General features: G+C 66.3%; 22 protein-coding genes. 18 read left to right on the top strand and 4 right to left on the bottom strand.

The genetic code is table 11. From position 1 onward, the window contains the following. Window positions 1–1,320 carry an oxalate/formate MFS antiporter gene (oxlT, locus tag AC3WRR_RS03470; protein WP_010814470.1) on the bottom strand — a complete coding sequence of 440 codons (1,320 nt, stop codon included), beginning with the start codon at window positions 1,318–1,320 and terminating at the stop codon, window positions 1–3. 539 nt (window positions 1,321–1,859) lie between these two features. On the opposite strand from oxlT, the gene AC3WRR_RS03465 reads away from it, so the two are divergent. From AC3WRR_RS03465 to AC3WRR_RS03440, 6 genes are all read left to right on the top strand, one after another. Then, window positions 1,860–2,003 carry a hypothetical protein gene (locus AC3WRR_RS03465; RefSeq protein WP_439671864.1) on the top strand — a complete coding sequence of 48 codons (144 nt, stop codon included), beginning with the start codon at window positions 1,860–1,862 and terminating at the stop codon, window positions 2,001–2,003. A 409-nt stretch (window positions 2,004–2,412) separates the two neighbouring features. Beyond that, a complete protein-coding gene (locus AC3WRR_RS03460) occupies window positions 2,413–3,936 on the top strand; it encodes a Fic family protein (RefSeq protein ID WP_010814471.1) in 1,524 nt (507 codons plus the stop codon). A gap of 273 nt (window positions 3,937–4,209) precedes the next feature. Then, window positions 4,210–4,911, top strand: coding sequence for a cytochrome c biogenesis CcdA family protein (locus AC3WRR_RS03455; protein ID WP_010814472.1), 702 nt, complete (start codon window positions 4,210–4,212; stop codon window positions 4,909–4,911). Window positions 4,912–4,914: 3 nt separating this feature from the next. After that, entirely contained in the window at window positions 4,915–5,433 is a 519-nt protein-coding gene (locus AC3WRR_RS03450) for a thioredoxin family protein (RefSeq protein ID WP_010814473.1), read from the top strand. Further along, complete coding sequence (locus AC3WRR_RS03445; protein ID WP_371258349.1) at window positions 5,316–7,559, top strand: TonB-dependent receptor; 2,244 nt, start codon at window positions 5,316–5,318, stop codon at window positions 7,557–7,559. Before AC3WRR_RS03450 ends, AC3WRR_RS03445 begins: the two co-directional genes overlap by 118 nt. A gap of 354 nt (window positions 7,560–7,913) precedes the next feature. Then, window positions 7,914–9,245, top strand: coding sequence for a nucleobase:cation symporter-2 family protein (locus tag AC3WRR_RS03440; protein WP_010814475.1), 1,332 nt, complete (start codon window positions 7,914–7,916; stop codon window positions 9,243–9,245). A 30-nt stretch (window positions 9,246–9,275) separates the two neighbouring features. Here AC3WRR_RS03440 and AC3WRR_RS03435 read toward each other — a convergent pair whose 3' ends face one another. Beyond that, entirely contained in the window at window positions 9,276–9,869 is a 594-nt protein-coding gene (locus tag AC3WRR_RS03435; protein ID WP_010814476.1) for a M23 family metallopeptidase, read from the bottom strand. A 159-nt stretch (window positions 9,870–10,028) separates the two neighbouring features. Between AC3WRR_RS03435 and AC3WRR_RS03430 the strand changes: the two genes are divergently transcribed. Continuing rightward, complete coding sequence (locus AC3WRR_RS03430) at window positions 10,029–10,328, top strand: TFIIB-type zinc ribbon-containing protein (protein WP_010814477.1); 300 nt, start codon at window positions 10,029–10,031, stop codon at window positions 10,326–10,328. Window positions 10,329–10,404: 76 nt separating this feature from the next. Here AC3WRR_RS03430 and AC3WRR_RS03425 read toward each other — a convergent pair whose 3' ends face one another. Together AC3WRR_RS03425 and AC3WRR_RS03420 are read right to left on the bottom strand one after the other, a co-directional pair. After that, complete coding sequence (locus tag AC3WRR_RS03425; RefSeq protein ID WP_492296263.1) at window positions 10,405–10,725, bottom strand: IS110 family transposase; 321 nt, start codon at window positions 10,723–10,725, stop codon at window positions 10,405–10,407. A gap of 164 nt (window positions 10,726–10,889) precedes the next feature. Then, entirely contained in the window at window positions 10,890–12,530 is a 1,641-nt protein-coding gene (locus AC3WRR_RS03420; RefSeq protein ID WP_037024248.1) for a hypothetical protein, read from the bottom strand. A 152-nt stretch (window positions 12,531–12,682) separates the two neighbouring features. Between AC3WRR_RS03420 and blaOXA the strand changes: the two genes are divergently transcribed. From blaOXA to AC3WRR_RS03365, 11 genes are all read left to right on the top strand, one after another. Beyond that, on the top strand, window positions 12,683–13,522 hold the full coding sequence (blaOXA, locus tag AC3WRR_RS03415; protein ID WP_011617271.1) for an OXA-1206 family carbapenem-hydrolyzing class D beta-lactamase: 840 nt from the start codon (window positions 12,683–12,685) through the stop codon (window positions 13,520–13,522). 245 nt (window positions 13,523–13,767) lie between these two features. After that, the gene (locus AC3WRR_RS03410; protein ID WP_246840199.1) at window positions 13,768–14,679 is read left to right on the top strand and encodes a hypothetical protein; all 912 of its coding nucleotides are present in this window, start codon (window positions 13,768–13,770) and stop codon (window positions 14,677–14,679) included. 200 nt (window positions 14,680–14,879) lie between these two features. Then, entirely contained in the window at window positions 14,880–16,148 is a 1,269-nt protein-coding gene (locus AC3WRR_RS03405) for an ROK family protein (RefSeq protein WP_010814482.1), read from the top strand. A gap of 19 nt (window positions 16,149–16,167) precedes the next feature. Continuing rightward, window positions 16,168–17,730, top strand: coding sequence for a sugar ABC transporter ATP-binding protein (locus AC3WRR_RS03400; protein ID WP_010814483.1), 1,563 nt, complete (start codon window positions 16,168–16,170; stop codon window positions 17,728–17,730). A gap of 79 nt (window positions 17,731–17,809) precedes the next feature. Further along, entirely contained in the window at window positions 17,810–18,832 is a 1,023-nt protein-coding gene (locus tag AC3WRR_RS03395) for an ABC transporter permease subunit (protein WP_010814484.1), read from the top strand. A gap of 25 nt (window positions 18,833–18,857) precedes the next feature. Next, the gene (locus AC3WRR_RS03390; RefSeq protein WP_010814485.1) at window positions 18,858–19,844 is read left to right on the top strand and encodes an ABC transporter substrate-binding protein; all 987 of its coding nucleotides are present in this window, start codon (window positions 18,858–18,860) and stop codon (window positions 19,842–19,844) included. A 45-nt stretch (window positions 19,845–19,889) separates the two neighbouring features. After that, a complete protein-coding gene (gene zwf / locus AC3WRR_RS03385) occupies window positions 19,890–21,386 on the top strand; it encodes a glucose-6-phosphate dehydrogenase (protein WP_011617276.1) in 1,497 nt (498 codons plus the stop codon). Window positions 21,387–21,410: 24 nt separating this feature from the next. Beyond that, complete coding sequence (gene pgi / locus AC3WRR_RS03380; protein ID WP_010814487.1) at window positions 21,411–23,045, top strand: glucose-6-phosphate isomerase; 1,635 nt, start codon at window positions 21,411–21,413, stop codon at window positions 23,043–23,045. Window positions 23,046–23,073: 28 nt separating this feature from the next. Beyond that, complete coding sequence (locus AC3WRR_RS03375; RefSeq protein WP_010814488.1) at window positions 23,074–23,985, top strand: carbohydrate kinase family protein; 912 nt, start codon at window positions 23,074–23,076, stop codon at window positions 23,983–23,985. A 253-nt stretch (window positions 23,986–24,238) separates the two neighbouring features. Next, complete coding sequence (locus AC3WRR_RS03370) at window positions 24,239–24,592, top strand: toxin-antitoxin system TumE family protein (RefSeq protein WP_010814489.1); 354 nt, start codon at window positions 24,239–24,241, stop codon at window positions 24,590–24,592. Then, entirely contained in the window at window positions 24,593–24,958 is a 366-nt protein-coding gene (locus AC3WRR_RS03365) for an HVO_A0114 family putative DNA-binding protein (protein WP_010814490.1), read from the top strand. Window positions 24,959–25,219: the final 261 nt, after the last annotated feature.

The following is a 25,219-nucleotide window of genomic DNA, read 5'->3' as shown; positions in this document are numbered from 1 at the left end:
TCAGGCTGGAACCTGCGTCCCCGCCGCCGCCGTCTCCTTCGAGAAAAGACTCCTGGAAGTCGCTACATGGCTGGCCAGCACCGGCCGCAAGACCATGATCGCCAGGAAGGCCGCGCTCAGGTCCATGGCCGCCACCGTGTAGAGGACCGTCGACCAGGTGCCGCTCGCCTCCATCATCAGGTTGCCGACCGGCACGAACAGTGCGCCGATGCCCTTGGCCGTGTAGAGCACGCCATAGATCTTGCCGATGTGCTTGGTGCCGAAGGCATCGCCGGCCAGTGCCGAGAACAGCGAGTAGACCTCGCCCCAGGCCAGGAACACCACGCCCGACAGGATCAGGAAGGCGTACGGGTTGCTGCCGAAGTAGCCGAGCGCGATGATGCCAAGGCCTTCCAGGGTGAAGGCGATGACCATGGTCTTCTCACGGCCGATGTTGTCCGAGATCCAGCCGAACAACGGACGCGAGATGCCGTTCATGATCCGGTCCAGCATCAGCGCGAGCGGCAGTGCGGCCATCACGAAGAAGTGCAGGTCGACCTTGAACTCCTTCACACCCAGGTCCTTGGCGATGACGCCAAGCTGGGCCACGGCCATCATGCCGCCGGTGACGACCAGGATGAACATCACAAACATCAGCCAGAACAGCTTGGTGGACATCGCTTCCTTGAGCGTGTAGTCGCGCGTGGCCTGGACCAGCTTCTGCGATGCCTTCACCTCGCTACCCTTCGGTGCGCGCAGGAACCACGCCGCGACAAAGGCGAGTCCGCCCTGCAGCAGGCCGAAGAACAGGAAGGTGTGCTGGAAGCCCTGCGACTCGATCATGGCCGCGATGGGCAGGATGGTTGCCGCGGAACCGGCGCCGTAACCGCCCGCGGTCAGGCCCACCGCAAGGCCACGGCGGTCCGGGAACCACTTGAGCGCGTTGTTGATGCAGGTGGCGTAGATCGAGCCCACGCCAAGGCCGCCAACGGCTGCGCCGACGTAGAAGCCCATCAGGGTGGTGGCCTGGGAGTTGATGCACCACGCCGCGCCGATGAAGACCGCGCCGAAGGCGACCATCATGCGCGGGCCGAACTTGTCGATGAAGTAGCCTTCGATCGGCGCCAGCCAGGTCTGCACAAGGACGAAGACGGTGAAGGCGATCTGGATACTGGCGCGCGACCAGCCGTAGGTACTCTGGATTTCAGGGACGAAAAGGGTCCAGGCGTATTGAATATTGGCGGTGGCGATCATGCAGATCACACCGACAATCAATTGCAGCCAGCGTGTGCCTTCCGGGACCTGGCGATTAGCGCCCAGCGCTGCGGACGGATTACTCATTTGCGCGCTCCTTGAATCATTTGGCCATTCAGTTGCGGGGGTGCGGGCGGGTATGCGGACGCACTGCGCCTCAGCATAAGGGTGGCTGCTGGCATTTCATGTCTCCTGTGTCATTGGCATTTATTTGCCTCTTATTCCGACGCCGACCTGAGGTCTCCGCCCTCACCTCTCTCAAGTTCGGAGTGGCGATGGGATACACAGTATGTGATATATCAGGTAAGTCAAGGGAAAGGCATGGCAGGGTTTTCACTGAATTTATGATTGCGAAGGATGGGTTCCGGATATTCACGCTGAAAATGCATCATCGCCCCTGGAAGGAGGCCCGGCCGGGCACCGCCGGATAACCATAAAACCCTTTACTGGAGCCACTTCCGGGCGCGTCGCCGCCGATAGATGAGGGTTCGTTTTGAATGGATGAGGAAAACGACTTAAATCCCATCATTACAAATTTGTCATACCCGGAAGCCGTCCGTTCCGGCCAGAACAGCATGATTACGAAAATGTCATGATTACAGAAATGTCATGATTACAGAAATGTCATGATTTTGACCGCACCGAATGATGAACGAAATAAATCAGAGCGATTAATACGGCATAAAACCGCACCGGCGCGCCAAAAAAAATGCCCGCAGGCAAGCCTGGCGGGCGTAGGCATGATGCGTGACATCAGCCGCAGCATGTAGATGCAGTTATAGGCGATTATTCGGGCCAGACAAATAAATAAAAACGCTTAGCGCGGGGTGGCGGTCAGGGATTCTCGAAAACCCTGAGGGATTTACCGAAAAACCCTGAGCACGATTTGGCGAGATTCAGCAGATGGCAACTTGTCATGATGGATTTCGATTTGCTGGCCAGATGCGCTGCTGCCCGGGTCGGCAGGCAAGCACTGTAGACAAGATCATCCAGGCTGCCCATGAAAGTAGATGAAACGGTAAGTACTGTAGAACTCCTGGAAGCCCGGCGGCCAGGTTGCCCATCCATTGCTATAGATAGAATGGAAAGCAGCAGGCATAGAAGTAGATCTTTTGGTAAGTTCTGTAGAAACTCTGGTAAGCTCCCGAGCAAACCGGCATCCAGAAATTGCGACCATCCATGTCTCATGCGCCACTTGGCTACGACGCGCTTATCCGCAAGTTCGGGCTGCGCGTGCCGCCGCTGCGCTCGACGTCCGCCCTTGCCGACAAGACCGGGGTCCTCAGCACGCACACCGGACCGGACGGCACCACGCGCACCGTGTACCCAAGGAACCGCTACCGCGGCGGCGATACGACCGTGGACCACCTGACTTTCGCGCTGAAGAAGGAGCAGCTCGACCTGACCGTGCTGGCGGCGCTGTTCGAACATGCGCCAGCGGTGCAGGCCGTACGGGAGTGGCTGGCGGCCACCCCGACCTCGCGCTATGCGAGGCTGAGCGCGTTCTATGCCAAATGGCTTGCCGGAGCGCAATTCGACTACAAGCTGCCGGCCGGGGCGCCCAGGGTACTGGCGCTGGACGAGAGCCGGTACCTGACCGGCCCGGCAACGCCGGACCTGCAGTTCGGCATCCAGAACAACCACCTCGGCCCGGCCGCGTTTTGCCCCCTGGTGCGCCGCACCGAGAAGCTGGCGCAGTACATTGCCGCCGACCTCCCCGGCCGCGTGGCCGCGGCCATCAAGCGGCTCGAGCCAGAGTTGCTGGCGCGCGCGGTGGACTACCTCTACCTCGCGGAGACACGATCGACCTACTCCATCGAGCACGAGATCCCCGATAACCAGCGGGTTGCCAAGTTCAGGCGGCTGCTGGAATATGCCGGCAATCCCGCGCCGTTGACCGAAGCCCAGCTGTGCGAGTGGCAGAACGAAATCATCTCGGGGCTGCGCGCCGAATTCTCCTACCGCGACAAGCAGAACTGGCTGTCCCGCGGCGGGCGCATGCGCAACATCGCTGACTATATTCCCCCGCCGCCCGGGCAGCTTGGCGCGATGATGGACGGGATTGCCGCGGTCGCGGGCCTGGTCGAGGCACAGGCGGCGAACCCCATCGTGGCCGCGGCGTGCGTATCGTTTGGCTTTGTCTTCGCCCACCCGTTCTACGACGGCAACGGCCGGCTCCATCGATTCCTCATCCACCATTTGCTGCGCCAGGCCGGTGTCACGCCAGATGGCGTCGTGCTGCCGGTGTCGGCACGGATGCTCAAGCAGATCGATACCTATGCCGCGCTGCTGAAGTCCTATTCCGCCCCGCGGACGGCCCTGCTCAACTACGCGCTGGATTCGGACAGCGACACGATCCTGATCAAGTCGCCACAGCCCGGCTGGCTTTACGCATCCTTTGATGCAACAGCGCTGTGCGAATTCGTCTTCGAATGCATCGAGCAGTGCGTCGAGCAGGACCTTGCGCAGGAGATCCAGTACCTGCGCGCTTACGATGCCAGCGTCGCACGCCTGGAAAGCTGGCTCGACCTGCGCCAGTCACGCCTGTCGAACCTGATCGACCTGATCGTCCAGAACCACGGCGAGCTGTCCAGGCGCAAGCGCAAGCTGTTCGAAGACATCACGGACGACGAGCTCGCCCGCATTGAAGCCGTCGTGCGCGACGAATTCACGGAATACCTCGAGCTCAACGGCAGCCGCTGAAGCGGCGGCACAGCATTGGCACTGCCCGGTGCCGCCACCATGGGGCGGCACCGGCGCCACTATGTATCGCTTTGTATCCCGGGCCACGGCAGACATGAAAGCTTGCACGGATGCCGGGAAGCGGAAACAACCCGGATACGTGCGGACGGTGGAATGCGTCTATCGCCAACACCGGGAGTTCTCCGCCATGTCCGTCGTCGCCATCCATCCGCCGCCGCCCTGCCCCTGCTATCGTGCCTGCCACGACACCGCGCACGCCGACGGAAGCCATCCATGATCGACGCCTTCCTTGCCTTTGCCGCCGGCGTGCTGACTATTGCCTCGCCCTGTGTGCTGCCGGTGCTGCCCATGCTGCTGGCCGGCTCGGTGGGCGAATCCGGCCGGCTGCGCCCGCTGGCGATAGCGCTTGGCTTCGTCAGCGCGTTTTCCGCGCTGGGCATAGTCTTTGGCGCACTGTCCAGCGCCTTCAGCGAAGCCCCAGGCGTGGTGCGCAACGCGGCCATCCTGTTGCTGCTGGGTGCCGGCCTGGCACGGCTCTGGCCGGCGGGCTTCGAGCGCCTGGCGGCCCCGTTAGCCGGCGTGGTCGACCGCCTGGCGGGCGCCGGCGGCCGGACCGGCACCGGCGTGGCCGGCGGCTTTGTGCTGGGCATGACGCTGGGCGCGGTGTGGACCCCGTGCGCCGGGCCGGTGCTGGCGTCGATCCTCGCGCTGGTGGCCAAGGCGCAAGACCTGCATCGCGCCGCCGGCCTGCTGGCGCTGTTCGCGGCTGGCGCGGCCATCCCGATGCTGGGCATTGCCTATGGCGGCCAGTTCGCCACCACTCACGTGCGCCGGCTGGCGCGTCACACGCACCGGCTGCAGCAAGGCTTCGGCGTGCTGGTGGTGGCGACCGCCATCGCCATGTACTTCCAGTACGACACCCTTGCCGTCGCCTGGCTGACCTCCCTTTTCCCTGCCTCCCAACCTGGAGCCTGAACCATGCATCGCTTGCTTCGTACCCTGCTTGCCACTACCGCCATCGTCGCCGCCCAGCATGCCGCCGCCGCCCCTGCCGACTATGGCAAGGCGCCGGAATTCACCGGCATCGACAAGTGGCTCAACTCTGAACCGCTGACCGTTGCCGGGCTGCGCGGCAAGGTCGTGCTGGTCGATTTCTGGACCTATAGCTGCATCAACTGCATCAACACGCTGCCCCATGTGCGTCAGTGGTACGACAAATACCGCGACAAGGGCCTGGTCGTGGTCGGCGTCCACACCCCGGAGTTCCCCTTCGAGAAGTCCACCGCCAACGTGCAGGCAGCGCTCAAGCGCTTCGATATCCGCTACCCGGTAGCGCAGGACAACGCCTATGCCACCTGGAACGCCTGGCGCAACCAGTACTGGCCGGCGCTCTACCTGGTCGACGCCAACGGCACCGTGGTCTACAAGCATTTTGGCGAAGGGAATTACGCCCAGACCGAAGCGGCCATTCAGAAGGCGCTGGGCAAGAACAAGTAAGCCTGCCATATCGCTTACAAGCGACCATTGAGCGCGAATGGCGAACGAGCCTGCCGCGCGCTGGGCCGTGCTCTCCGGCACGGCCCAGGCCTTGGAGCCTGTTCTCGCTTCCAAGACACATCCGAGCCGAAATCGAGGAGCTGAAGGTGGGCTCCACCAATCTCGCGACCATGCTGAGCAAGCTGATCCCGGGCATGGCGGACTCCAGCCGCACGGTCACGGACTTCGGCCAGACGCTGCGCGGGCGCGGCACGCTGATCCTGGTGGATGGCATTCCGCTCAACACCAACCGGGATTCGGCGCGCAACCTCGCCACCATCGATTCCAGCAACATCGAGAAGATCGAAGTCATGCGCGGCAGCAGCGCGATCTATGGCGCCGGCGCCAACGGCGGCATTATCGCGATCACCACGCGGCCCGCGGGCGGCGCGCCCAGCGCGGATACCACGGTGACGCTCGGCACCCCGCTGACACGGCTGAGCAAGGAAGGGCTCAGCGCCAATGTCCAGCAGCATTTTTCAGGCAGCCAGGGGCCGATCGACTACGCGTTCCACCTCGGCGCGCAGCGTATCGGCGGCTCCTACGACGCGCACGGCCACCGCATCGCGCCGGAGCCCAGCCAGGGCGACCTGTTCGATTCCAACGTCTACAACGTCAGCGGCAAGCTGGGCTGGCGCATCGACAGCCAGCAGCGCATCGAACTGAGCGTGAGCCAGTACCAGGCCAAGCAGAACACCGACTACGCCTCCGATCCGTCGGTGGCCAGGCTGACGCCGGGCACCGCCGCGGCGCGGGCGATCAAGGGGCTGCAGCTGGAAAACCAGAACGAACTGCGCAACACCGTGGTCAATCTGGGCTACCAGAACCTGGACCTGCTCGGCAGCACGGTGTCGACGCAGATCTACTACCGCGACTACTTCACCCGCTTCCCCCCGTTCGATGCGCGCGCGGTGGCCACGCGTGGCGGCAATGTGGACCAGGTCAGCCAGAACAGCGACGTGTTCGGCGGGCGCCTGACCATCAGCACCCCGCTGGGTGCCGACAAGAAGACCAAGCTGCTGTGGGGCGCTGACTACAACCAGGAGCGCAGCGACATGCCGCTCGACGTGTTCGATCCGCGCGCCTACGACCAGAGCGGCGGGCTGGTCTTCAACAAGACCGGTTCGCTGACCTACATGCCGCCGCTGACCACCCGCAGCGGCGGGATCTTCGGGCAGCTTCAGCACAAGTTCAACGAGCAGTGGTCGATGGAAGGCGGCGCGCGCTATGAACGCGCCAGCGCCACGTTCGACGACTTCGTGCCGCTGTCGCAATCGCGGGTCAGCAACCCGGTCGCGGTCCAGGGCGGCACCGTCAACTACGGCGCGTGGCTCTTCAATATCGGCGGTGCGTACGCGCCGGTGAAGAACCAGGAGTTCTATGCCTCGTTCGGCCAGGGCTTCCAGTTGCCCGATATCGGCCTGCAGATCCGCAATGCGCGGCCGGGCTTCAATATCAATTCGTCGAGCCTTGAGCCGGTCAAGACCAACAACTATGAAATCGGCTGGCGCGGCGCATTCGGCAATACGATGGCGAGCCTGGCGCTGTTCTACACCACCTCGCAGCTGGGCGACGTGCAGAGCTTCAACAATGGCCTGATCCTGACCCGGACCAAGGAGCGCATCGCAGGCGTTGAGGCTTCCGCCGACTACCTGAGCGACAGCGAGACCTGGGGCGCCGGCGGCACGTTCACCTGGATCAACGGCCGCGAGCAGCCGCAAGGCAGCAGCAGCTTCCAGAACATGACGGGCTATCGCATCCCGCCGCTGAAGCTGACCGCCTACGTCCAGTACCGGCCGATCAGCACTTGGAGCAACCGCCTGCAGGTGACCTACTACGGCGGCCGCGACTACCGGCTCAACGACCAGAACAGCTTCGGGCGGCGCGAGGTCAGCAGCTACACCACCGTCGACCTGATCAGCCGCTACCAGGTCAGCAAGAAGGACACGATCACGGTGGGGATCGAGAACCTGTTCAACCGCTACTACTACCCGTTGTACAGCCAGCTGATGCGCAACAGCAATAACACCAGCCGCCTGCCGGCTGCGGGCATCACGCTGACCGCGATGTACCAGCACCGCTGGTAAGGCTGCCGCCGGACGGCGCTGGCCTGGTCCCTTGACCGGCCGCGCCGTTTGCGCCGGGTTGGCGCAACGGCCGCGGAAGCGGCACGCCGGCGCACGGCGCCTCTCCCCGCTCCTATATCCTCCCGCGCAAGGGAGTTGATACAAATTGTATGCAATTTTTGTATCACGGAGTGCTTATCCCTGCTATTCTTGCTCCCCGGTTGCGGCCTGGAATTGGATCCAGGCCACGCTCGCGGCAGGCGGTCTCCGCCTGCCCGTCAGCGCGCAATGACAGGGCCGGGGGCAGCCCCTTCCCCGGCGCCAGAAGAACAAGACAGTCCGGAAACCTATCCGGCCAGACAACAGGAGACATGAATGGCGCCCTTGCTATTCAAGGTGGAAGACCGCCCCCCTCGGCTGACGACGTTTTTGCTTGCGCTCCAGCATCTGCTGGCCGCCCTGGGCGGCATCATTGCGGTGCCGCTGGTCATTGGCGGTGCGCTGAAGCTGCCGCCGGACCAGGTCATTGCCCTGGTGAATGCGGCCCTGCTTGGCTCGGGCATCGTCACCATCATCCAGTGCAAGGGCATTGGCCCGGTGGGCATCCGCATGCCATGCGTGATGGGCACCAGCTTCGCCTTTGTCGGCGCGGCCATCAGCGTGGGCGTCGAACACGGCGTGGCTGGCATCCTGGGCTCGGCGCTGGCGGGTTCGCTGGTGATGATCCTGGGCAGCTTCTTCATGCCGGCGATCCGCAAGCTGTTTCCGCATACCGTCACCAGCGTGGTAGTCACCATGATCGGCCTGTCGCTGATTCCGGTGGCCATCGACTGGGCCGCAGGCGGCCAGGGCAGCAGCCGCTATGGCGCACCCGGCAACCTGGCGATTGCCGTCGCGGTGCTGGCGCTGGTGGTCGCGGTGGTGCAGTGGGGCAAGGGCATGCTGTCGGCCTCGGCCATTGTGGTCGGCATTGCCGGCGGCTACCTGCTCTGCCTGGCGCTGGGCCTGGTCGACTTCACCCAGTTTCACCAGGCGCCGATCATCGCGGTGCCGCAGCCGCTGCACTTCGGGATGTCGTTCCCAATCTCCGGCATCGTCGCCATGTCGATCGCTTTCCTGGTGACCATCGTCGAATCCACGGGCACGTTCATGGCACTGGGCGCGGCCACGCAGCGGCCGATTTCCGGTAAATGCCTGTCGCGCGGCATCCTGTGCGATGGCTTTGGCTCGGCCTTTGCGGCACTGGTGTCGAGCCCGCCGCTGTCCACCTTTGCGCAGAACGTCGGCGTGGTTTCGCTGACCGGCGTGGCCAGCCGCCATGTGGTCGCGCTGACCGGTGTCATGCTGCTGCTGGCGGGGCTGTTCCCGGTGCTGGGCGCGCTGGTGGTGACGATTCCGCAGCCGGTGCTGGGCGGCGCCGGCCTGATGATGTTCGCGATGATCGTGTCGGGCGGGATCCAGATGCTCAGCACCGTCAAGTTCACGCAGCGCAATACCCTGATCGTGGCCGTGTCGATCGGCTGCGGCCTGGCGGTGACGTTCCGCCCGGAACTGCTGTCCAAGCTGCCTGCCTTCGTCCATGAAGTGTTTGGCTCCGGCATCACGGTGGGCTCGCTGTCGGCGGTGATCCTCAACCTGCTGCTGCCCGGCGGCAAGGACGAGCCAGCCGAACAAGCCGGCCACGGCACCGTCGGCGAGGCTGCCTGAGCAGCCTGCCTTGAAGCCCGCGGGCGCGCGCTAGCGTGCGCCGCCTCGCGCGGCCGCCCCGCCCCCTGGCGCGGGCGCCTTCAGCAGCGGGTAGGGATTGATCGCCCCGCCCGCGGTGTAGACGCCATAGTGCAGGTGGGGCGGCGTGCCCCGCGCATTGCCGCTTGTGCCGACATAGCCCAGCACCGTGCCGGGCACAATCACGTCGCCGGCACGCACGCCGGCGTAGTCGTCAAGATGGGCGTAGTAATGCAGCTGGCGCCCGGGCCCCATCACCCACACCACCTTCCCGCCCAGCTTGTTGGTGCCCACGCGCGTGACAATGCCCTCGGTAGCCGACACCACCGGGCGGCCGCGCGGCGCAAAGATATCGATGCCCTCATGCTTGCGTCCGCCGGAGCGCGCGCCGTGCCAGGTATCGCGCAGCGCGCCCGGGACAATGCCCTCGACCGGCACCGGCAATGCCACCGGCGCGGGGCGGACCGAGAGCCGGGCCACGTAGATCGCGCGTTCGAGTGGCGGCCGCAACCAGGGCCAGGCGAGCCAGATCAGGCCGATGCTCACCACCAGCCAGATCAGGCCGGCGAAAGCGCGGGGACGGGAAGACAGACGGGAGGCATGCATATGCCTTCGACGGCAGCCAGCCCCGCAAATTCCCCGTCAGGCGGGCCTGCGCGCCACATCAAACGGCCCCGGCACCACTTTCGAAAGCACTCTCCGGCCGAACCATACGGGCTGGCGCCGGTCATACCCTGACTGTTTTCACTGCAATGAGGAGAAGCAATGGATTGTCCGGTGTGCCCGCAAACGCAACTCGTGATGTCCGAACGCCAGGGCATCGAGATCGATTACTGCCCGAAATGCCGCGGTGTCTGGCTGGACCGGGGCGAACTCGACAAGATCCTTGAGCGCTCCGTGGCAACCGCCCCGGCACAGCAGGCGGCGCCGATGCAGCAAATGCCGCAGCAAACCCCGCCCCCGCGACAGGAATACCAGCGCGGCCATGGCGACCGCGACCGGTACTATGAGCGCGAGCAGAAGCACTATAAGAAGAAGAGCATCTGGCACGAACTGTTCGACTGAAGCCGGATTGCTAGTGCCACTGGTTCCAGCACAACGTTTGTGTGCTCGCTCTCCCGCTTGCGGGAGAGCAACCGTGTCAAGTCGGCATGCTGTCGAGCAATTCGACCTTGTTCTTCCACACGTCGCTGGTGCGCAGCTTGTGCGTCATGTCGATGTCGTGAGACTTAATGCGGGCGTCCAGCCACGCTATATGCTCCTTCAAACTCTTAAGTGCGACTGGCGGGGCAGTGGCAACCCATGCCTTCTCCTGCGCGCGCATCGCCACCAGTTGGCTGCGTCTATCCAGTAGATCGGCAAACTCGCGCTGCGCCTCGTCGGGCAGCGGCCGCGCCGGCGGGCGAATCTGCAGGGCGAAGCGTGCCAGTACCATCGCATCAAGCCGATCGGTCTTGGCCAGGATCCCGCAGGCCGAAGGCCCGGCTTGATGTCGTTTCTAGCTAAACCACCCCTCACCCCGGCCCTCTCCCCATGAGGGGAGAGGGAGAACACCTTGCTTAGGCTAGTTCGGGCGGCTTTGGCGCACCCAAAACCGTTGGCTTGCTGTCTGGGTGCTCCCAGCCCTCACGCCGCCTTGCGCCGGCGCCGCGAAGCTTCCGCGGCAGCATCGCGCAACTCAGGCGGCAAGGCACGCAATTCCACGGTGAAGAAGGCACGCTCGGCCGGCCGCAGCGCCGGCAACTGGGCGGCCAGCCGCTCCACCGCGGCACACGCTATGGCGGTAGCGCCTTGCTCGTGGGTGAGGTACCAGGCCGATTCGAGCAGCAGGTTGGCCAGCTGCAACGGCCCCAGCCTGACGTGGCCGGCGTCATGGTCTTCCAGCGCGAACGCAGCCACGGCGGACCAGCGCACGAAGCCCTTGGCCGGTGCGAACGGCGCGTGGAACGGCCGCAGTGCGTCGACAGCGTCGGCAACGGACAGCGGGCGCTGGCGGCGGAACGCGGCCATGCTGTCGTTGGCCCTGGCTGGCCGGTCGGACGGCGGGGTATCGGGCCCGCAGCTGCCGCGTGCGATGCGCAACAGGAAGATCGCGTTCCACGCCGTGCCACCGCCCACGCCGAACCGGTCGCAGATCCACTCCGACAAGCCCAGCCAGCGCATCGCCTGCCGCTGCACCGCGCTGGCGGACAAGGTGCGCGCGGCATCGACCAGGCCGTGCTGCCAGAACAGCCACAGGCACAGGCCGATATTGGCCGCGGCATGCTGCACGGCGTCGACGGAATCCGCCTCGTAGGCGGCCTGCAGCGCACCGGCGAAGGTATCCAGCGCCAGCTGCGCGGCCCGCGCCGTGCCGGCATGCCCGGCGCGCATGGCATCGGCCTTGTGCAGCAGCGCTTCGAGGTTCAGCACTTCAAAGCGCACGCGCGGGTTGTAGCGCACCACCAGGCGCAGTTCCGGATCGGACTGCAGCCCTTCCAGGCCGGCACGCGCGCCGTCGCTGTCACCGCGGGTATAGCGTTCCCAGGCCCGCACGATATGCGCCATGGCGCAGAACGCGGGCGTCGCTGCGCCGGCCTCAGCCGCCTGCACCAGGCGGTCGACACGCCTGAGTGCCGCCCGGCTCTGATCGAGGCGGCCGCAGCGCCGCCACGCCAGGCTTTCCTTGAGCAATGACAGCGCTTGCTGGAATCCGTCGCCGGCACTGCGGCCTGCCGCGCGGAAGGACTCGGCCACGGCCGAGCCGTGCATGCCCGCGTGGCCGTCCTGCGCGCCGCGCATGGCCTGGGTCAGCTCGCTCCAGAAGGCCATGTCGCGCATCACGTAGCCGACGCCGTCCGGCTGGCCCGCCGGCGCCGCTTGCGGCCCCGTGGGAAAGCCAAGGCGGCGGGCCAGCGCGGCCGGGCCCAGCGTGCGCCCGTCCGCCACAAAGCGCAGGTGGCGCGCGCACGCTGCCGTGATCCAGAACGGCCCGCGGCTGCGCTGCGCCGGATTGGCCGCGGCCGGGTCGCGCTGGCGGTCGCCCCCCCATCCGACCACCACCTGCCAGCGCGCAAAGTCCGCGAACGCGCGCGACACCAGCATGCGCAGGTTGGCCGCCGTCGGGAAGGCGCTGCGCACCACCGCCGCGGTGACACCGCCCTCCCCGGTGCGATGCGCATGCCAGATGCGCGCCAGCAGCCAGACCGACTGGTAGCGCGCGGGTTGGCCGTCGACCCGGTACGGGGCCGACACGTCGATACGGATCGGAGCAGGCGTGGCTGGCATCAGGTAGGCAGGGATCAAGTGAAAACCGCTGGTGGCGCCCGTCATGTTACGCAAGTTACAGCCAACGCGGTTGGCCTTATCCGGACGCTCTCCTATGCTGCGCACCACGGTCCGGGCCCGGATTGCCATCCCCTCAACTCTTCTGCAAAGCCATGAACAAACATCTTGCTCGTCTGCTGACACCGATGGCGATCGGCTTCGGCCTGCTCGCCTCCACCCTGCCCGCCCTGGCGGCACCGAAAGAAGTCCCGCTGGATGCCGCGGCGCTGTTCCGCCAGGCCGATGCCACCGGCACCATGGTGATCTACGACCTGCGGCGCGACCGCATGCTGACCTACAACAAGCCGCGTGCGGCCACGCAGTACTCGCCGGCGTCGACCTTCAAGATCCTGAACTCGATGATCGGCCTGGAGAGCGGTGCCGTGGCCGACGTCGACCATGACAAGCTGCCGTGGGACGGCAAGGTCTGGCTGGTCGGCGGCAAGGCTGTCCTGCCCGACGCCTGCAACGCTGACGTGCCGCTGCGCGTCGCCTTCCCGAATTCCTGCGTGCCGGCCTACCAGGCGCTGGCGCGGCGGGTTGGCAGCGCGGCCTACCAGCGCTACCTGACCGCATCGCACTATGGCAATGCCAACAGCTCCGGCCAGGTCGACCGCTTCTGGCTGAACGGCACGCTGCAGATCTCCGCCTACCAGCAGATCGACTTCCTGAAGGGCGTGGTACAGCGCACGCTGCCGTTCTCCCCGACCACCTTCAAGGCCGTGGACGACATCACTGTGATGGAGCGCACCGCCGGCTACACCCTGCACGCCAAGACCGGGTGGGCCGATTCGGCCAAGCCCGCAGTGGGCTGGCTGGTGGGCTGGGTTGAGCGTGGCGACGACGACTACCTGTTTGCACTCAATCTCGACATGGTGCAGCCCGAACACGCCAAGGCGCGCATGGAGATTGCGCGCGCGGCGCTGCGGCAGGCGGGGGCGTTGCCGGATTGACGCAGCCGAAGGCGCCCGCCGCACGCGCGGCCGCCTGCAGTGACTGCCCTCGGATATTCATACAGGCAATTTCTCCCCCGTATTTCAGATCCGTCTGATTTACCTGCCGACCCCGGATCGATAGCTTTGGCCGGTCGGCATTTCCCACCGCGTCGCCCGACGCAACCATTCCGTAGTGGGATCTGCCCGACGCCCATATGCAACGGGACAGCTAGACCTTTCCCACAATCCGGAGGTGAAATCCAATGAGAAAAATGGCAATGCCGGCAGCCCTGCTGTCGGCCATCGCGCTGCTGGCCGCCTGTGGCGGCGGCGGGGACGACACAACGACCACACCGGCGGCACAAACGCCACCTTCCGAAAATAATCCGGCACCGGCGCCTGCACCAAAGCCCGAGCCCTCGCCCGAAGCAGCACCGCAACCTGCACCCACTGGCGAGCTGCCGCCGAGCCTGAGCGCACCGCAACCGGGCTCGACGGCAGCGGTCGGCAATGGCAGCGAAGGTCTCTGGGTCGGCCTCATGAACGCCACGCTGGTCGACAACAGCGGGAAGTTCGTGCACGCGAGACCGACGGGCGTGCTGGCAGGCGCGTTCCAGTTTTCTGGCTCGGCCTGGACGCTGGGCCCCGGCACGCTGTACGAAACCGGCTTTGCCTACCCGGCCACCGGGGCCGGCACCATTACCCCGGGGCAGCGCTTTGACGGCAATTTCGTCGCCACGCCAAGCAACCCTATCAATTTGCTATCCGGTACCTATGATCCGTCCAACGCGCTAGCCGTGGACCAGGCTGCCATCGCCGGCAACTGGAAGCAAGACGGCTTTGCCATGCAGATCGATGACGCGGGCAACGTCACCGGTACCTATACCAGCGGCACCCGCATTTGCGACCTGCAGGGCACGGCAACGCTTGCCACCCCGGGATCGGCCAAGAACCTGTATGCGGTCAGGATCGTTGCCGAAAACTCCACGCAGCCGGGCAGCACCGGCTGCGCGCTGTCGACCGGCGTGCCGCACAACGGCTTTGCCGCGATCCGCCTGATGCCGGCCGACGGCAGCATCATCGTGAGCAGCAGCACGCGCTATGCACGCACGCTGGTGATGGCCGCCAGCACCGGGACCGGCGGGTACTTCACCATGCAGATGTCCAAACAATAAGCCCGCCCCCCGCAACGCCCCCGGGCGGTCCTCCTGCGGGCGGACCGCCGCTACCTTCTTCCTTCCGAGCCATGGCAGTGGCTTCCCGATCACCTGACACCCAGGCGGCGCATCCGCCCTCCGGGTTTCCCCGCGGTTGAGTTCTGCGCACCCATATCATTTAATTCAACATGAATTAATTAATAGCGGACGGAGACAAGATGACCGCATCCAAAGCGGGCCGTGGCGTGAATTCCGCCAGCCTGCGCCTGTACAACGAACGCGCGCTGCTGCTGGCGCTGCGCCGTGCCGGCGAGGCCTCCAAGGCTGACCTGGCGCGCATGGCGCAGCTGACCAATACGGCGGTGGGCAGCATCGTGCAGACCCTGTCCGAGGAAGGTCTGGTCGAACAGTCCGGGCGCCGCACGGAAGGCCAGCGCGGCCAGCCGGCCAGCCTGATCCGGCTGCAGCCCAAGGGCGCCTTCGGCATTGGCGTACGGCTGGACCGCGGCAGCATCGAGGTGGTGATGGTGGACTTTGCCGGCCATATCCTGGCCAGCCGCGCCCACCAGCTGGTCCTGCCCCACCCTGACCAGGCGCTGGAAATGGTGCGGCACGATATTGCCGAGCTGCGCGCCCTGCTCACCCCCACCGAACAGAAGCGCCTGCTGGGCATCGGCGTGGCGCAGCCCTATAACCTGGGTGCCTGGCTGCGCGAGCTGGACGTGCAGGGCGAAGCCTTCCAGGCAAGCTTCCGCGCCTGGGACCAGGCTGACTTCCCGGCAATGCTCAACGCCGCCACCGGCTTGCCGGTCTTCGGCGAGAACGACGGCACCGCCGCCGCGGTGGCCGAACTGTTCTACGGGCGCCACCATGCCCGGCATTTCCTCTATGTCTTCCTTGGCCCCGCCATCGGCGGCGGCGTGGTGCTCAATGGCGACTGCGTGCGCGGTGTCTCCGGCAATGCCGGCGATATCGCGATGATGCCGGTGCCGCCCAGCACCCTGCCCTCCGCGCCGGTTGCCACCGGCACCGGCAAGCGGCGCGACATCCTGATCTCGCGCGCGTCGCTCAACGCCCTGACCCGCCACCTGCGCCACCACGGCGTGGTGGTCAACGGCCATGCCGACCTGCAGCGCCAGGTCGAGCTGGGCCACCCCGCGGTCGAGGAATGGATTGCCGACTGCGTCGATGCGCTGGCGCCGGCGCTGCAGTCCGCCCTCGCCGTGCTCGACGTGCCGCTGGTGATCTTCGATGCCGATATCGACGGCGGCCTGGTCGCCACGCTGATTGCGCGCCTGCAGCAGGTGCTGGATGAAAGCGCCCCCGAAGCCCGCGCGCCCGCCACCGTGGTGCGCGGCTGCTTTGGCGCCAACGCCGGCGCGGTGGGTGCCGCGTCGCTGCCGATGTTCATGAACTTCTCGCCGCGCGCCGAACTGCTACGGGGCGCGTCTGCCATCGTTCCGGAGGCCGGCCATGCCATTGTCTGAAGCACCGCGTACCTCGCCCATGGCAGCGCACCTGCATGGCGGCCATGCGGGCCCAGCGCCGCTGCTTGAACTGCGCAATATCTCCAAGACCTTCCCCGGCGTGAAGGCGCTCAGCAACATGGAGCTGACCGTCTACGCCGGCGAAGTCCATGCCCTGATGGGCGAGAATGGCGCCGGCAAATCCACGCTGATGAAGATCCTGTCCGGCGCCTACATCGCCGACCCGGGCGGCGAGTGCCGCATCGCCGGCAAGCCGGTGGCCATCGACGGCCCGGCCACGGCGCGCGCCCACGGCGTGGCCGTGATCTACCAGGAGCTGAGCCTGGCGCCCAACCTGAGCGTGGCCGAGAACATCTACCTGGGCCGCCACCTGCACCACCGCGGCATGGTCGACCGCGCCGCCATGGCGCGCGCCTGCGAGGCCACGCTGGCCCGGCTGGGCGCGGACTTCACGCCGCAGACGCCGGTGCATACGCTGTCGATCGCGCAGCGCCAGCTGGTGGAGATCGCGCGCGCGGTGCATTTCGAGACCCGCATCCTGGTGATGGACGAGCCCACCACGCCGCTGTCCACCCGCGAGACCGACCGCCTGTTCGCCCTGATCCGCCAGCTGCGCGCCGAAGGCATGGCCATCATCTATATCAGCCACCGCATGGCGGAAATCGATGAGCTGGCCGACCGCGTCACGGTGCTGCGCGACGGCTGCTTTGTCGGCACGCTCACGCGCGACGTTCTGACGCAGGCGGCGCTGGTCAAGATGATGGTCGGGCGCGACCTGTCCGGCTTCTACACCAAGACCCATGGCGCGGCCGCGCCGGGCGAGATCATGCTGTCGGTGCGCAATATGTCCGATGGCCGGCGCGTGCGCGGCTGCAGCTTCGACCTGCGCGCCGGCGAGGTGCTGGGCCTGGCCGGGCTGGTGGGCGCCGGGCGCACCGAGCTGGCGCGGCTAGTCTTCGGCGCCGATGCCCGCACCGATGGCGCCGTGTTCGTGGCCGGCACGCCGCTGGCCGTCACCGGCCCGCGCCAGGCGATCGATGCCGGCATTGCCTACCTGACCGAAGACCGCAAGCTGCAGGGCCTGTTCCTGGACCAGAGCGTGCACGAGAACATCAACCTGATCGTGGCCGCGCGCGATGCGCTGCGCGGCGGGCGCCTGAACCGCGCCAGCGCGCGCCAGCGCACCGCCGCGGCGATCCGCTCGCTCGGCATCCGCGTGGCGCACCCGCAGGTCAACGTGGGATCGCTATCCGGCGGCAACCAGCAGAAGGTGATGCTGTCGCGGCTGCTGGAAACCCGGCCGCGCGTGCTGATCCTGGACGAGCCCACGCGCGGCGTGGATATCGGCGCCAAGGCCGAGATCTACCGGCTCATCAACGAGCTGGCGCGCTCCGGCGTGGCGGTGCTGATGATTTCCAGCGAACTGCCCGAGGTGGTCGGCCTGTGCGACCGCGTGCTGGTGATGCGCGAAGGCGAGCTGGCCGGCGAAGTGCCGGGCTGCGCCGATGCCGCCGCCATGCAGGAACGGATCATTGCGCTGGCCACCGGAGCCGGCGAGCAACCGCCCCCAGTCCTGCACTGAACCGCTGAATTCCCGTACAGGCCGGCAAAGAACGGCCGCACCGGGGCGGCATCCCGCCTCGCAGCATCAGGAGACACATATGCGCAATCCCCTCTCATCCACGGCCCATGGCGTCACCGCCCAGGCTGCCACGCCGGTGGGCCACGCCACCGGCCGCGCCACCACGCAGGAACGCCTGCGCGCGCTCGGCATGCTGCCGGTGCTGGTGCTGCTCTGCTTTGGCTTCACGCTGCTGACCGAGAACTTCGCCAGCCTGCAGAACCTGTCGATCATCGCCCAGCAGGCGTCGATCAACCTGGTACTGGCCGCGGGCATGACATTCGTGATCCTGACCGGGGGCATCGACCTGTCGGTGGGATCGATCCTGTCGGTGTCGGCCGTGGTGGCGATGCTGGTCTCGCTGATGCCGCAACTGGCGGCGCTGAGCGTGCCGGCAGCGCTGCTGTGCGGATTGCTGTTCGGACTGGTCAACGGTGCGCTGATCGCCTTCATGAAGCTGCCGCCGTTCATCGTGACGCTGGGCAGCCTGACCGCGGTGCGCGGGCTGGCGCGGCTGGTCGGCAACGACAGTACGGTCTACAACCCGGATATCCCGTTCGCATTTATCGGCAACGGCGACCTGCTGGGCATCCCCTGGCTGGTGGTGATTGCCGTTGCGGTGGTCGCGGTGTCGTGGCTGGTGCTGCGCCGCACGGTGCTGGGGCTGCAGATCTACGCGGTCGGCGGCAATGCCGAGGCGGCGCGCCTGTCGGGCATCAAGGTGTGGGTGGTGCTTCTGTTCGTCTATGCGGTGTCGGGCCTGCTGTCGGGGCTGGGCGGCGTGATGTCGGCGTCGCGGCTGTATGCGGCCAACGGGCTGCAGCTGGGGCAGTCCTATGAGCTGGATGCGATCGCCGCGGTGATCCTGGGCGGCACCAGCTTTGTCGGCGGGGTCGGATCGATTGCCGGCACGCTGGTGGGTGCGCTGATCATCGCGGTGCTGTCCAACGGGCTGATCCTGCTGGGCGTGTCGGATATCTGGCAATACATCATCAAGGGCCTGGTGATCATCGGCGCGGTCGCGCTCGACCGCTATCGCCAGAAGGGCTCGGCCCGTACCTGAGCTGCGGCCGCACAGGAGACAGACCGTGATCCAACCCATCCTCAAAGCCCTTGCCGCGAGCGCGCTGGCAGCGCTGTGCGCGGTGCCGGCCCTGGCACAAGCGCCCGCGCAGACCGCGCCGGCTTCAGATGTCCAGTCCGTGCAGCGCCCGCTCAAGAAGGTTGGCGTGACCCTGGGTTCGCTGGGCAACCCGTATTTTGTCGCACTGGCCCGCGGTGCCGAGGCCGCGGCCCTGCAGGCCAACCCGAAGGCAAAGGTCACCGTGCTGTCGGCGGACTACGACCTGAACAAGCAGTTCATGCACATCGACAGCTTTATCGTCGCCGGCGTCGACCTGATCCTGATCAACGCCGCCGACGCCCGCGCCATCGAGCCGGCGGTACGCAAGGCGCGCAAGGCCGGCATCGTGGTGGTGGCGGTCGATGTGGCCGCCGCCGGCGCCGATGCCACCGTGCAGACCGACAACACCCAGGCCGGCGAACTCGCCTGCGGCTTTATCGCCGACCGGCTCAAGGGCCGCGGCAACGTCATCATCCAGAACGGCCCGCCCGTATCGGCGGTGCTGGACCGGGTCAAGGGCTGCAAGACCGTGCTGGCGCGCCACCCCGATATCCGCATCCTGTCCGACGACCAGGATGCCAAGGGCTCCCGCGAAGGCGGGCTGAACGTAATGCAGCTGTACCTGACGCGCTTTCCCAAGGTGGATGCGGTCTTCACCATCAACGACCCGCAGGCCGTGGGCGCGGACCTGGCCGCGCGCCAGCTCAACCGCCGCGGCATCGTGATTGCCTCGGTCGACGGCGCGCCTGACATCGAGGCGGCATTGAAGGCCGACACGCTGGTGCAGGCCTCGGCCAGCCAGGACCCGTGGGCCATTGCCCGCACCGCTGTGCAACTGGGCGTGGGCATGATGAATGGCCAGCGCCCGCCCAACCCGACCGTGCTGCTGCCGTCCACGCTGGTGACGCGTGCCAATGTAGGCCAGTACAAGGGCTGGGCCGCGCCGCGGTAAGCGGCACGGCCGGTCCTTCCACCCTCTTTTCCATTTGCTGATTCCATGATGGCTAGCCCCCCTGCCGGCGCTCCGGCACCTGAACCTGCTCCAGAGTTCGATTTCGTACTGTTCGGCGCCACCGGCGACCTGGCGCGGCGCAAGCTGCTGCCGGCACTGTTCGATGCCCACGCCGCCGGTTCGCTGCATCCGCGCGGGCGCATCCTGGCACTGGGCAGCCAGCCGCTGTCGCATGACGCCTACCTGGCGATGCTAAACGACGAAGTGCTGCCAGCGCTGGCCGGCAACGCCGCGGCCGCAGCGTGGCAGGGCTTTCTCGACCGCATCGTGTATCTGCAGGTCGATGCCAACGCCGATGCCGGCTTCGGCGCGCTGGCCGAGCTGGTCAATGCGCGCGCGGCGCCAGTGGTGGTGTTCTACCTGGCCACGGCCCCGCACCTGTTCGTCACCATCTGCGAGCAACTGGCGCGCGTGGGCCTGACCGGCCCGCGCAGCCGCATCGTGCTGGAAAAACCGCTCGGGCACGACCTGGCCTCGTCCGAGGCCATCAACGCGGAAGTGGCGCGGCACTTTGCCGAGGACCAGATCTACCGGATCGACCACTACCTGGGCAAGGAGTCGGTGCAGAACCTGATGGCGGTGCGCTTTGGCAACGTGCTGTTCGAGCCGCTGTGGCGGCGCGAATGGGTGCGCCAGGTGCAGATCACCATCGCCGAAGAGCTGGGCGTGGAGCGCCGCGGCAACTTCTATGACGGCATCGGCGCGCTGCGCGACATGGTGCAGAACCACCTGCTGCAGCTGCTGTGCATGGTGGCGATGGAGCCGCCCACGAGCCTGTCGGAAGACGCCATCCGCGATGAGAAGCTCAAGATCCTGAAGGCGCTGCGGCCGATCCGGCCGGAAGACGTGGCCGAAAAGGTGGTGCGTGGCCAGTACTCCCGTGGCGCCGCGGGCGGCGACCCGGTGCCCGGCTATGCCAGTGAACCCGGCATCGCGCCCGACAGCCGCACCGAGACCTTCGTCGCTATCCGCGCCGAGATCGCCAACTGGCGTTGGGCCGGGGTGCCGTTCTACCTGCGTACCGGCAAGCGCATGCAGTCGCGCGTGGCGGAGATCGTAATCCATTTCCATGACGTGCCCTACCCGCTGTTCCCGCACCCGCTGGGAATCATGTCCGGCAACCGGCTGGTGATCACGCTGCAGCCCGAGGAGAGCATCCGGCTGTATTTCCTGACCAAGCAGCCGGGCGACACGCAGGCGCTGATTCCCGCGTCCCTCGACCTGCAGCTGAACACTGCCGCCCCACGTGTACGGCGCGTGGGCGCGTACGAGCGCCTGCTGCTCGACGTGATCCGCGGCCGGCTGGGCCTGTTCGTGCGGCGCGATGAGCAGGTACAGGCGTGGCGCTGGGTCGCGCCCATCCTGAAGACGTGGGAGAACTCGCCCACGCCGCCCAAGCCTTACACCGCCGGCACCTGGGGCCCGGCAGCCTCCAGTGCCCTGCTGTCGCGAGACGGCATGGCCTGGCATGAAGAGATGTAGCCCACGTATTGCGGAGTATCTGACATGACCACTTCCCTGCCCGCCTGGCAAGCCCTGCGCGCGCACGCCGACACCCTGCGCGGCACCCATATGCGCGACTGGTTCGAAGGCCCGCGCGGCCCGCTGCGCGCCGAGCGCTTCACCGCCGAAGCCTGCGGCCTGACGCTGGACTACGCCAAGAACCGCATCACCGACGAAACGCTGGCGTTGCTGTTCACCCTGGCTGGCCAGGCGCGCGTGGCCGAGCGGCGCGACGCCATGTTCGGCGGCGAACCGGTCAACACCACCGAGCACCGCGCAGCACTGCATATCGCGCTGCGCGCCTATCCGGAGGACGGCTATCGCGCGCTCGGCGTGCCCGTGGGCGCTGACGTAGCCACGGTGCTGGCACAGATCGAGCGCTTTGCCAACGCGGTGCGCAGTGGCGCCTGGACCGGGTTCGATGGCCGCGCGATCACCGACGTCGTCAATATCGGCATCGGCGGGTCGGACCTGGGCCCGCGCATGGTCTGCCGCGCGCTGAGCGATGCACAAACCACCGGCCCGCGCATGCACTTTGTCGCCAATGTCGACGGCAGCGATCTGGCACGCACGCTGTCGGGGCTGGATGCCGCCACCACGCTGGTGATCGTCTGCTCCAAGACCTTCACCACGCTGGAAACCATGGCCAACGCCTGCACCGCGCGCGACTGGTTCCTGCAGCAAGGCGTGACCCGCGCCGGGCTGGCGCGCCATTTCGTGGCGGTGTCGACCAACCGCGATGCGGTGGCCGAGTTCGGCATCGACCCGGCCAATATGTTCCCGTTCTGGGACTGGGTGGGCGGACGCTTCTCGCTGTGGTCCGCAGTGGGACTTTCGATCGCCGTGGCCATCGGCTTCGAGCGCTTCCGGCAATTGCTGGACGGCGCGCGCGCGATGGACCTGCATTTCGCCAGCGCACCGCCCGAGCGCAACCTGCCGATGATCCTGGGCCTGCTCGACGTCTGGTACCGCAGCTTCCTCGGCGCCGGCAGCCGCTGCGTGGCGCCCTACTGCGAGCCGCTGGAACTGCTGCCGGCCTTCCTGCAGCAACTGGAAATGGAAAGCAACGGCAAGTCCGTGCGGCTTGACGGCGGCGCGCTCGATGCGGGCTCGGCCGCTGTGGTATGGGGCACGACCGGCACCAACGGCCAGCACGCCTACTTCCAGATGATGCACCAGGGCTCGCAGCTGGTTCCGGTAGACTTCATCGCCACGCTGGAACCCGTGAGCGACTTGCCCGGCCACCATACCAAGCTGCTGGCCAACTGCTTTGCACAGGGCGAGGCGCTGCTGCGCGGGCGCACCGCCGACGAAGTGCGCGCCGAGGGCGTGCGCGACGAAGCGCTGGTGCCGCACCTGGTGTTCGAGGGCAACCGGCCCAGCAATACGCTGCTGCTGCAGCGGCTGGACCCGTACCACCTGGGCGCGCTGCTGGCGCTGTCGGAACACCGCACCTTCGTGCAGGGTGCGCTGTGGCAGATCAATTCGTTTGACCAGTGGGGCGTGGAACTCGGCAAGAAACTGGCCGCGCCGATCCAGCGCGAACTGGAAGGCACGGCCGGCGCCGCCGCGCATGATGCGTCGACGGCCGCACTGATCCGCCGCGCCCAGGCAGTGCGGGCAACGGCCGCAGGCTAACCCGCGGCAAACAACACAGGAGACGCCGATGTCCACGCCCCTTCCCCGCTATGTCGTGTTCGGAGAAGCCCTGACCGACATGGTCCGCCAGGCCGACGGCAGCTGGCTGGGCCTGCCCGGCGGCTCATGCTGGAACGTGGCGCGCGTGGGCGCCCGGCTGGGCATTGCCACCGCCTTTGCGGGAGCCGTCAGCCAGGACCTGTTCGGCGATGACCTGGCCCAGGCCAGCGCTGACGCCGGCCTGGACAGCCGCTTCCTGCAGCGGGTGGCGCGCTCGCCGTTGCTGGCCTTTGTCGCGTCACGCCATCCGCCGCAGTACTTCTTTGTCGGCGACGACAGCGCGGACCTGCATTTCGATCCGGCGCGCCTGCCAGAGGGCTGGCGCCAGGCGGCAGAGGTGATCCACTTCGGCTCCATCAGCCTGGTGCGCCAGCCGCTGGCGGCACGGCTGTGTGAAGAAGCCACGCTGGCCGCAACGGCGGGCAAGCGCATTGCCTTCGACCCCAACTTCCGGGACCTGATGCGCGCACCGGGCTACGCCAACGTCCTCGCACACATGCTGCGGCTGGCCAGCTACGTCAAGATCTCCGACGAAGACCTGGCCGGACTCTTTCCCACGCTCGATATCGACGCGGCACTGGCACAGGTACGCGCCATGGCGCCCGATGCAACCGTCATGCTGACGCGCGGCGCGCATGGCATGACGTTGCTCAAGGGCAGTATTGTCGTCGAGCAGCCCGCGCTCGCAGTTGATGTGGCCGACACCGTCGGCTGTGGCGATGCGGCGATGGGCGGCTGGATGGCCGGCGTGCTGTCCGGCGCGGCGGGCGACCTTGCCGCGCAGGCGCGGCTGGCTGCCGCCGCGGCGGCAATTGCTGCGACCCGGGCCGGCGCGTATCCGCCGCGGCGCGAGGAAGTGGAAGAATTGCTGGCTGCCTGAAGGGCCGGCGACAGGAGCCGCAAGCGATCAGCAACGGAAAAGCCGGAGCCAGCAAGGAAAGCCCTTTGGGAAAGCTCTGAATATGCGCCAGATTTCCAGAAAATAACCTCCTCGTTACATTGTCGGTGGCAAAGTGATGTGCTAACCAGACGGGCCTTGGCCACAGACAAACGTTGTTCGGGCGTCCTATGGACGTACGAAACTATGCAAGCGGTCGGGCTCGCTATACTTATCACACTGTGATAGCATACCTATGCGCGACCGTAGCCTCGACACACTATTGGACCTGGATGGGCTCCGCTTCGTCATGGATGACGAAAGCTTGTATTGGGTGAAAATCGTGGTGCGCACCTGCGCTGTCTCGCAGGAACGCCCTCACGGACTGAGGTATTCGCTGACACTGCATGACAGGATTGGCTGCCGTTTGCTTGGCTTTGACAATGCGCACGGCATCAATGAGGGATCCGGGCCAGGAGTGCGGACGCGCATTGAATACGACCACCAGCACATGGCGGCGGGCGTTCGATTCTACGACTACCACGATGCTTCCACGTTGCTGGAAGATTTCTGGACAGAGGTCGACAAGATCCTGCAGCAAAAGGAGTGAATGATGAGCGGCAACCTCAAGATTGGCATCGCCTCACTGGACGACTTCAAGGCCCGCACCATGGCGATCGCCCGCGGCAAACTCAAGCCCGGAAAGGATGAGCCCAAGGTCTGGTTTCAATCGCTGGACGTGCTGGCAAAGGTCCTGTCCCCAGCCAATCGCCAATTGCTTGCGCTGATCGCGGAAACGAATCCTGAATCGCTCGAAGAGCTATCGCAAAAAACCGGACGGGCCGTGTCGAACCTGTCGCGGACACTCCGCACGATGGAGGGCTATGGCTTGATTCACTTTGAACAAGGGCCACGCCGCAGGCTTGCTCCGCGCGTTGACTACAGCGGCGTGGAGCTTGAGCTTGCTTTTCACTAGCGTCCGCTGACATGGTTGGCTGCATGGCCGGCGCGCTTGCCACTACAGCAGGAACGCCGGCCACAGCAGCTGCCCGGGGTTGAGCGCCGCGAAACTGCTGCTCTTGAGCAGGCGGCAATGTCCGGGCGGCAAATACTCTCAACGACGCGATCACCCCGAGCCATGCGCCACGCGCATGCATTCATGCGGAGATATCGCTACCGTCTGCGCCCCGCCTTCTCCTAACATCAGCTGCACCATCTGCCCGGCCGGCCTGAGACG

It is taken from the genome of Cupriavidus sp. FW305-3-2-15-C-LB2 (assembly GCF_058787575.1).
The sequence above is the reverse complement of the archived record's forward strand: the minus strand, read 5'-3'. Positions and strand labels throughout refer to the sequence as shown.

What these genes read in the sequence shown, in the direction of transcription:
- oxlT (WP_010814470.1), bottom strand. Translation starts at nt 1,320, where the DNA reads ATGAGTAATCCGTCCGCAGCGCTGGGCGCTAATCGCCAGGTCCCGGAA.
- AC3WRR_RS03465 (WP_439671864.1), top strand. Translation starts at nt 1,860, where the DNA reads ATGATTTTGACCGCACCGAATGATGAACGAAATAAATCAGAGCGATTA.
- AC3WRR_RS03460 (WP_010814471.1), top strand. Translation starts at nt 2,413, where the DNA reads ATGTCTCATGCGCCACTTGGCTACGACGCGCTTATCCGCAAGTTCGGG.
- AC3WRR_RS03455 (WP_010814472.1), top strand. Translation starts at nt 4,210, where the DNA reads ATGATCGACGCCTTCCTTGCCTTTGCCGCCGGCGTGCTGACTATTGCC.
- AC3WRR_RS03450 (WP_010814473.1), top strand. Translation starts at nt 4,915, where the DNA reads ATGCATCGCTTGCTTCGTACCCTGCTTGCCACTACCGCCATCGTCGCC.
- AC3WRR_RS03440 (WP_010814475.1), top strand. Translation starts at nt 7,914, where the DNA reads ATGGCGCCCTTGCTATTCAAGGTGGAAGACCGCCCCCCTCGGCTGACG.
- AC3WRR_RS03435 (WP_010814476.1), bottom strand. Translation starts at nt 9,869, where the DNA reads ATGCATGCCTCCCGTCTGTCTTCCCGTCCCCGCGCTTTCGCCGGCCTG.
- AC3WRR_RS03430 (WP_010814477.1), top strand. Translation starts at nt 10,029, where the DNA reads ATGGATTGTCCGGTGTGCCCGCAAACGCAACTCGTGATGTCCGAACGC.
- AC3WRR_RS03420 (WP_037024248.1), bottom strand. Translation starts at nt 12,530, where the DNA reads ATGCCAGCCACGCCTGCTCCGATCCGTATCGACGTGTCGGCCCCGTAC.
- blaOXA (WP_011617271.1), top strand. Translation starts at nt 12,683, where the DNA reads ATGAACAAACATCTTGCTCGTCTGCTGACACCGATGGCGATCGGCTTC.
- AC3WRR_RS03410 (WP_246840199.1), top strand. Translation starts at nt 13,768, where the DNA reads ATGAGAAAAATGGCAATGCCGGCAGCCCTGCTGTCGGCCATCGCGCTG.
- AC3WRR_RS03405 (WP_010814482.1), top strand. Translation starts at nt 14,880, where the DNA reads ATGACCGCATCCAAAGCGGGCCGTGGCGTGAATTCCGCCAGCCTGCGC.
- AC3WRR_RS03400 (WP_010814483.1), top strand. Translation starts at nt 16,168, where the DNA reads ATGGCAGCGCACCTGCATGGCGGCCATGCGGGCCCAGCGCCGCTGCTT.
- AC3WRR_RS03395 (WP_010814484.1), top strand. Translation starts at nt 17,810, where the DNA reads ATGCGCAATCCCCTCTCATCCACGGCCCATGGCGTCACCGCCCAGGCT.
- zwf (WP_011617276.1), top strand. Translation starts at nt 19,890, where the DNA reads ATGATGGCTAGCCCCCCTGCCGGCGCTCCGGCACCTGAACCTGCTCCA.
- pgi (WP_010814487.1), top strand. Translation starts at nt 21,411, where the DNA reads ATGACCACTTCCCTGCCCGCCTGGCAAGCCCTGCGCGCGCACGCCGAC.
- AC3WRR_RS03375 (WP_010814488.1), top strand. Translation starts at nt 23,074, where the DNA reads ATGTCCACGCCCCTTCCCCGCTATGTCGTGTTCGGAGAAGCCCTGACC.
- AC3WRR_RS03370 (WP_010814489.1), top strand. Translation starts at nt 24,239, where the DNA reads ATGCGCGACCGTAGCCTCGACACACTATTGGACCTGGATGGGCTCCGC.
- AC3WRR_RS03365 (WP_010814490.1), top strand. Translation starts at nt 24,593, where the DNA reads ATGATGAGCGGCAACCTCAAGATTGGCATCGCCTCACTGGACGACTTC.